This is a genomic window from Mesorhizobium sp. M7A.F.Ca.ET.027.03.2.1 (assembly GCF_003999175.1).
Taxonomy (GTDB): domain Bacteria; phylum Pseudomonadota; class Alphaproteobacteria; order Rhizobiales; family Rhizobiaceae; genus Mesorhizobium.
Genome location: NZ_RZOM01000242.1, coordinates 1 through 6572 on the forward strand (window position 1 = coordinate 1; position 6572 = coordinate 6572).

Consider the following 6572-nt stretch of genomic DNA (forward strand, 5'->3'; position numbering starts at 1 on the left):
GTTCTCACACCATGCAAATTCCGAACTTCGCTTGCGGATGCATGTTCCTCACGTCGGTTCGAAAAGGGATTGTCGTGGTCATCGATTTCGGTTGTGACACCCGAGCCCGCCGGCAGCATCATGCAGGCGGCAGGCCCAATGAAGAGCTCGCGACGGGGAGCGGCCGGTCGTTGCAGCCCGGGCGCGTTTCACTCCTCCCGGAATGCTCGCTGGATCTGATCGGCCAGGGGCTTGACGAGATAGGACAGCATCGTGCGGCTGCTGGTCGAGAAGAACACCTCGACCGGCATGCCGGGCGCCAGGGTCAGTCTTTTGAGTCTGGCAAGTTCCGTGCGCGGCAAAACGATATGCACGGTGTAATAACCGGCGCCGGTGCGCTCGTCGGTGCTGAGATCGGCGGAGATCTTGCTGACGGTTCCGTTGAGTTCAGGCGTTGTGCGCTGATTGAAGGCCGAAAGCCGCAGCGTCGCCTCCTGCCCCTGTTTCAGCTGATCGATGTCCTGTGGCGCGACACGGGCTTCGACGGTCAGTTGGTCAGCGACCGGCACGATGAGCATGACCGGTTCGCCCGCAGTGATGACACCCCCAATCGTATGTACGGCAAGCTGAAGGACGACGCCGGCCTGCGGGCTGCGAATGTCGATGCGCTTGAGCTGGTCTTCGGCCGATACCTTGCGTTCGACGAGTTCCGAGAGTTTTGCCTGGACCTCACGCAGCTCGGTGGCGACTTCGCTGCGCAGATCCTGATCGATCTGGATGATTTGCAGGCGGATTTCCGACGTGCGGCCTTTCGACTGCGCTATCGCGGCGGTCAGCTGCCCATGTTCAGCCTCCAGCCGCACGGCCTCGCGCTCGAGAGCGGTGATGCGATCGATTGAGACCAGCTTGCGCTGCCATAGTGTGCGCATGCCCGCGAGCTCGGTTCCGATCAGCTTGATTTCCTGGCTCTTGGCGTCCTTTTGCTCGGTCAGGCCGGAGACTTCTTCGGCGAGCTGGGAGATACGTTCCGCCAACTGCGCCTTCTGGCCAGCGCGTGCCTGCCGGCGGAACTCGAAGAGCGACTGCTCTCCGGCCATCGTGCCGCTGACATCCGGATCGTCCCGCCGAGACATCAGCGACGGCGGAAAACCGATGGCGTCCGCACCGTCGCGCTCGGCCTTGAGACGTGCCAGGCGGGCATCGAGTTCATCCGCGCTCTTGGTGACAATGGCCAGATTGGCGCGGGTGACGGTTTCATCGAGATGAATCAAAACCTGTCCCGCTTGCACGGCATCGCCTTCGCGCACGAAGATCTGGCCGACCACGCCGCCGGTTGGATGCTGCACCTTTTTGACGCTGGAATTGACAACCAGCTTTCCCGAGGCAATGACTGCGCCGGAGAGGTCGGTCACCGCTGCAAGGCTGCCCGCTCCACCGACCAGAAGGATGGAGGTCGCAACGCCGCCGAGCAGATAACGTCGAATGGTCCGATCGATCACCGATGTCGCCCTCTCCGCCATCAGAGCGACGCCTCTTCAGGACTTGAGACAACTTTTAACGGAACACTGATGGGGCGGGTCACCTTGGTCATGATCTCATTCTTCGGGCCAAAGGCCTGGATACTGCCGTTCGTCATGACAAGGATCTGGTCAAGGCTTTGCAATGCACTCGGGCGATGCGCCACCACGATGGCCATGCCGCCTCTGTCGCGCACGCCCTGGATCGCCGCCGTCAAGGCGGCTTCGCCGTCGGCATCGAGATTGGAATTCGGCTCGTCGAGTATGACAAGAAACGGATCGCCATAGAGGGCACGCGCCAAGGCGACCCTCTGTCGCTGGCCCGCCGAAAGCGCCGCCCCGGCCTCGCCGATACGCGTTTCATAACCTTCAGGCAGGTGAACCACCAGATCATGAACACCGGCGGCGCGCGCGGCGGCCAGTATCTTGTCCGAGGGGGGCTGGGGTTCGAAGCGAGCTATGTTCTCGGCAATGGTGCCATCGAACAACTCGACATCCTGCGGCAGATAACCGACATGCTTGCCGAGTTCTTCCGACGACCACTGGTCGAGCGTCGCACCGTCGAGCCTGACGGTACCGCGCACTGGCAGCCAGACGCCGGCGATCGCTCTGACGAGCGAGGATTTTCCCGAAGCGCTCGGACCGATGATGCCGAGGCCGGCGCCCTTCTGCAGCACGAAGCCCGCATCCTGAACGACAAGGCGACGCTCGCCCGGCGGCGCCACACTGATGCCCTCTACCGAGAGGCGAAACGACGGTGGCGGAAGCGAGACACTTGTTGCTGCCTCGGGCAGCAGCCCCAGAAGCTGAGTCAGGCGCGCCCAGGCCTGTCGGGCGCTGACGAAGCTCTTCCAATGCGCGATCGCGAGTTCGATCGGTGCCAGCGCTCGGCTCATCATGATCGAGCTGGCGATCATGATGCCGCCCGTCGCCTCCTGATGGATGACGAGCCAGGCGCCGATCGCCAGGATGCCGGATTGAAGCATCATGCGCACGACTTTCGATGTCGTTCCGAGCGTCCCCGCCAAATCGCTCGCCTTGGCATTGGTGCTGAGATAGTCGGCGTTGATGCCTGACCAGCGCTCGGCGATGCGTGTGCCAAAACCCATTGCCTGAAGCACCTCGACATTGCGGCGCGTCGCCTCCGCCAGCGTGTTGCGCGCAGCGGCCTGCGTGTTGGCACGTTTCGCGGGCTGCCTGGTGCGCACCTCCGCAAGCAAGGTCAGGCCAAACAGAATGACGGCGCCGAGCAGCGCGGTCATGCCGATCCAGAAATGGAACAGGAAACAGATTGCGAGGTAAAGCGGCATCCAAGGCAGGTCGAACAGCGCGGTCGGCCCAGCGCTCGACAGGAACGACCGGACCTGATCGAGGTCCCGCAATGATTGCAAGCCATCGCCGGTGAGCTTCGTGCGCAACGGCAGACGCATCAGTGCGATGTAGACCTGCCCGCTGAGCCGCGCATCGAGCGCCATGCCGATACGCACCAGCAGCCGCGATCGGATCAGTTCGAGGACGCCCTGAAAGACGAACAGCGTGCCCGCAAACACGCAAAGGCCGACCAACGTCGGCACGCTGCGGCCGGGAATGACGCGATCGTAGACCTGCAGCATGAAGAACGAGCCGGTCAGCGCCAGGACGTTGACGACCCCGCTCATCAAGGCGATGCCGACGAATGCCCGGCGAAAGGAAGCGAATATCGCCGTGAGCGTCGTTCGCGGCGGCTCAGATGGATGGATGTGAGACATCTTCCTTCACCTCGGGTCCAGCGCGGGCGCAAGCGGCAATGAACGCGTCCAAGACCGGTTGGCGAAGGGTGTCGGTTTCACTCCATCTTTCAGCATGGCACCTAGATGAACCAATCATTCAGCGCGTAGGCATGGACATAGTCGACGTGCATTTCAGAAGGGGTGGCAAGCCCGTCGGCGGGCGCTCCCGCCATGCCGCCGACAGCCTGGTCGACCAGCATATACATTGGCTTGTGCATGTCGGCAGGCGTTGGTGCGCGGGCAACTTCGACATCGTCGAAATACCAGACCAGCTCGCTTGGGGTCCAAAGCACCCCATATTTGTGGAACCCTTCGGTATCCGCTGCATATACGGTCGAGGTCACTTTCGTATGCGACCCCGTCGCATTCGAGTGGCTGGTCAGGGTAAGCTTGTTGGGATCCTGGCCGACCATCTCCACGGCGTCCAGTTCCGGCGGCCAGGAGCCATCCGCCGGAAGAAGCCAGAAGGCCGGCCATGCACCCTGCTTTTCGGGCATGTCGGCTCGAATTTCGAAATAACCGTAGGTCTGTGCGAAGGAATGGTAGGTCGTCAACAGACCTGACGTGTAATCATAGTTGTTTATGTAGGGCTTGATCGCGTCGGGAGCCCGGGCGGCCGTAATGGTGAGAACACCGTCCTGGACGCTGAACGGGTTGACCGAACTCGTGGGGGCGTAGCTGGTGTCGATATACCACTGAAGCTCGCTGTTGGTGGTGAGCGAGCTGCCGTTCGGAGCACCCCACCAGAAGTTCGTGTCCCAGGTCCCGCTAGAACCGCTGTGCAGGTTCAAAGTATTGAACTCGTCCGAGAAGGTGAGCGTCAGATGCGACTTGTCCAGGGCGAGATCGAACTGGTTGGCGCTGAACTGGTCGATGGTCTTGTTGGCGAAGACGAGAAACTCGGTTGGCGACAGGGTGAGTCGGACGTTCGATCCCGACTGCACCATGTTGGCGTGCACCTGGTCGAAGGAGGTGAAGCCGTAGCCTCCGACGCGCACAATATCGTCGGCGCCGAAGTCGAGAATGAGGTCGCTGCCATTGCCCGGTTTGACGACAAAAATGTCAGCGCCGGAGCCACCCTTGAGAACATCGTCGCCTTTCAAGCCGTCGAGCGTCTGCTGGCCGGAACCACCGACGATGATATTGTTCAGAGCATTTCCGAAGGCATATTGTTTATCGCCCGTGACCGTCAGATTCTCAAAATTCGCCGGCAGCCTGTAGCTCATCCAGGTCGAGATCGTATCGATGCCCTCGTTGGGCAGCTCCACCGGTTTGTTTTTCGCGGAGTACAGGTAGTAAATATCGTCGCCCTTGCCGCCATACATCGTGACGCTGACGCTGCCGTCGCCATACAGCGAATCGTTATAGATGCTGCCGTAGAGGGCCGGGCCCGAATTCGTTGCCGAGTACCACTTTGCGGAGGACCCACTATAGGGGAGCGGAACACCCTTGGCGTTGGTTACGGTGGCCATTTTACTCACAGCTCCGTTGGTTTGTTCCAAGCCCTAACACGATGGAGGGCAAAAGGAGCCGATACGTTTTGTCTTCCAACGTGGGAGGGTTACCAAAGAGTAAATGCGGAGGGTCCGGGCGCGTCCGTCAGGCCGTCAGTGGGGAACTTGAGACTGTTTTCGACGGCGCACTCAAACCACAATGAAGGCGTCCGAAAGGGGCGGCGAACTTGCGCCAGCAACGCCGGCGTTAGCGGGCCGCCGGCGATGGAGGCCGCTCCGGGTTGACGGTTGCACACCGTCTCGCAGGGCGCAGGCGGCCCTAGCTGCCGAAACACTGGCGTCATCCCTCGCAGTTCAGAGCCCAAGGGTCTGGCCTGTTTCCATCTGAAGGAAATCTGCCGACGAATTCCGGAACACCGCGTCTTGGAACGCGTCGACGGCAGAGCCGTGGGTGACATCGACCAGCACGGCCGCTGCGGCTTCAACCTTGTCGGCCGCTTCGTCAACCTTGTTGAAACGCATCAGCATTCGATCGTGGAGCATCGACAACCGCGTGGCGTGATAAAGCACGCTGCGCTTGTGGTAATCCGAGTCCAGCGGCTCAAACAGTATTGTCATGACGGCAACTCCTCGCCATTTCATGTCCATTCGGGGTGATTTGGAGGCCGCCCACGTATAGATATTGGTCTGGCGCTCCCGGGGCCTCCGTCACGCGCTGTTGAGCTGCCCGGATCCTGCAGCACAGGGCGATATTCACCACGCCATTTTTCCTGTCCGTTCCTTCCTCTGCGCGCTTCAACGATTTCTCGGCGCGTTTGACGCGCAACCTTGAACTGCCAAGTTCGAAATCAAGAATTTCAGCCATCGTTCCGCTTCCTATGCGGTTGCGGTCCCTCGGCTGATAATTACGGCTGTTCTGTTTGGTTCCGGCCAATCGCGACTCGGCTCCAGATTTTACAGGAGCCAGGCCGATCTGGCCCTGCCGATTTAAATCTCTCCGGCAATGGGCTTGAGCGCATCTTCTGTCGCAGGCTCCAGCGGGACGTCGGCGACGTTCCGGAGCATCAAAGCGGCGCGCCGAAGGACGATCTGAAATCCGCCCCGTTCGAGGTCTTGCCGGAGATTGCCAGTGACATAGTTCGCCTGCGCCAAATGGCCGACCTTGTGGTCGTGTGCGGTGGCGATGGTTCGGTGTCGGCGGCGGCGATGGCTGTAGTGGAAAGCCGCCTGAGCGTGGCGGCATGTACGTCCGCGTCATGTCCAGGGGCGCGATCTATGCAGATACGGCCGAGACGGTATCTCGCTCGCGGAGATACGATGTCGCGCGCTATGGTACTTCGCTTACCCAAACGGATATGACTCTTGGGATCTGATTCCCCTGCGATAGTCCCGCCAGTCCAGAATGAGGCGGGCCACCATGACTTCTTGGCTCCAATGACTGAGTACCCGCGCCTTGCCTACAGCATGAAAGCCGTTCGCAAGGCAGGCGACCGGCTGGCAAAACCTATTCAGTTCGCACGAGACATCACTGTCGGCCAGTATGTGGACGCACTCGAAATCTTTTCAATCGCCAATAGCTGGCGCGACTCGCACTTTCTGCCGATGCGCAGCGTTCGGTTCTCTGTCCGTCATCACATAAGAGCCCTGCGACTGGAGGGCGACATGGCATCCCGGCCAAAGCGCATGGCATCCATTCGTCGGAAGCTTCGAGAGTCCACCACCAATTTGGACACCATGAACGACATCGGCGGTTGCCGGGCGATCATGGCCGATATCAAAGGTGTTCGCTCGCTTCTCGCATCGATGCGAGACAAGTTCCCCCATGATATCCACTCTAGGGAGTTTAACTATAT

General features: G+C 60.6%; 6 protein-coding genes and 1 pseudogene. 1 reads left to right on the plus strand and 6 read right to left on the minus strand.

Annotated elements, in window-relative coordinates; genetic code table 11:
* Nucleotides 1-188: 188 nt before the first annotated feature.
* The 6 genes from EN750_RS13035 to EN750_RS39390 all read right to left on the minus strand — a co-directional run bounded on the left by EN750_RS13035 (nt 189) and on the right by EN750_RS39390 (nt 5871).
* A complete protein-coding gene (locus EN750_RS13035) occupies nt 189-1499 on the minus strand; it encodes an HlyD family type I secretion periplasmic adaptor subunit (protein WP_127396651.1) in 1311 nt (436 codons plus the stop codon).
* Nucleotides 1499-3244 carry a type I secretion system permease/ATPase gene (locus EN750_RS13040; RefSeq protein ID WP_127396652.1) on the minus strand — a complete coding sequence of 582 codons (1746 nt, stop codon included), beginning with the start codon at nt 3242-3244 and terminating at the stop codon, nt 1499-1501. Before EN750_RS13040 ends, EN750_RS13035 begins: the two co-directional genes overlap by 1 nt.
* Before the next feature lie 101 nt (nt 3245-3345).
* Nucleotides 3346-4737 carry a family 16 glycosylhydrolase gene (locus EN750_RS13045; protein ID WP_127396653.1) on the minus strand — a complete coding sequence of 464 codons (1392 nt, stop codon included), beginning with the start codon at nt 4735-4737 and terminating at the stop codon, nt 3346-3348.
* A 336-nt stretch (nt 4738-5073) separates the two neighbouring features.
* On the minus strand, nt 5074-5361 hold the full coding sequence (locus tag EN750_RS13050) for a hypothetical protein (protein ID WP_236383207.1): 288 nt from the start codon (nt 5359-5361) through the stop codon (nt 5074-5076).
* Entirely contained in the window at nt 5321-5584 is a 264-nt protein-coding gene (locus EN750_RS13055; RefSeq protein WP_127396654.1) for a hypothetical protein, read from the minus strand. The genes EN750_RS13050 and EN750_RS13055 overlap by 41 nt, the downstream gene beginning before the upstream one ends.
* 122 nt (nt 5585-5706) lie before the next feature.
* On the minus strand, nt 5707-5871 hold the full coding sequence (locus EN750_RS39390) for a hypothetical protein (RefSeq protein WP_189526173.1): 165 nt from the start codon (nt 5869-5871) through the stop codon (nt 5707-5709).
* A gap of 282 nt (nt 5872-6153) precedes the next feature.
* On the opposite strand from EN750_RS39390, the pseudogene EN750_RS13065 reads away from it, so the two are divergent.
* Nucleotides 6154-6572 (plus strand): annotated as a pseudogene (locus EN750_RS13065) (hypothetical protein); the annotation flags it as partial.

Bases quoted from the DNA above. Each gene is read 5' to 3' on its own strand.
- EN750_RS13040 (WP_127396652.1), bottom strand. From the start codon at position 3,244: ATGTCTCACATCCATCCATCTGAGCCGCCGCGAACGACGCTCACGGCG.
- EN750_RS13035 (WP_127396651.1), bottom strand. From the start codon at position 1,499: ATGGCGGAGAGGGCGACATCGGTGATCGATCGGACCATTCGACGTTAT.
- EN750_RS13055 (WP_127396654.1), bottom strand. From the start codon at position 5,584: ATGGCTGAAATTCTTGATTTCGAACTTGGCAGTTCAAGGTTGCGCGTC.
- EN750_RS13050 (WP_236383207.1), bottom strand. From the start codon at position 5,361: ATGAAATGGCGAGGAGTTGCCGTCATGACAATACTGTTTGAGCCGCTG.
- EN750_RS13045 (WP_127396653.1), bottom strand. From the start codon at position 4,737: ATGGCCACCGTAACCAACGCCAAGGGTGTTCCGCTCCCCTATAGTGGG.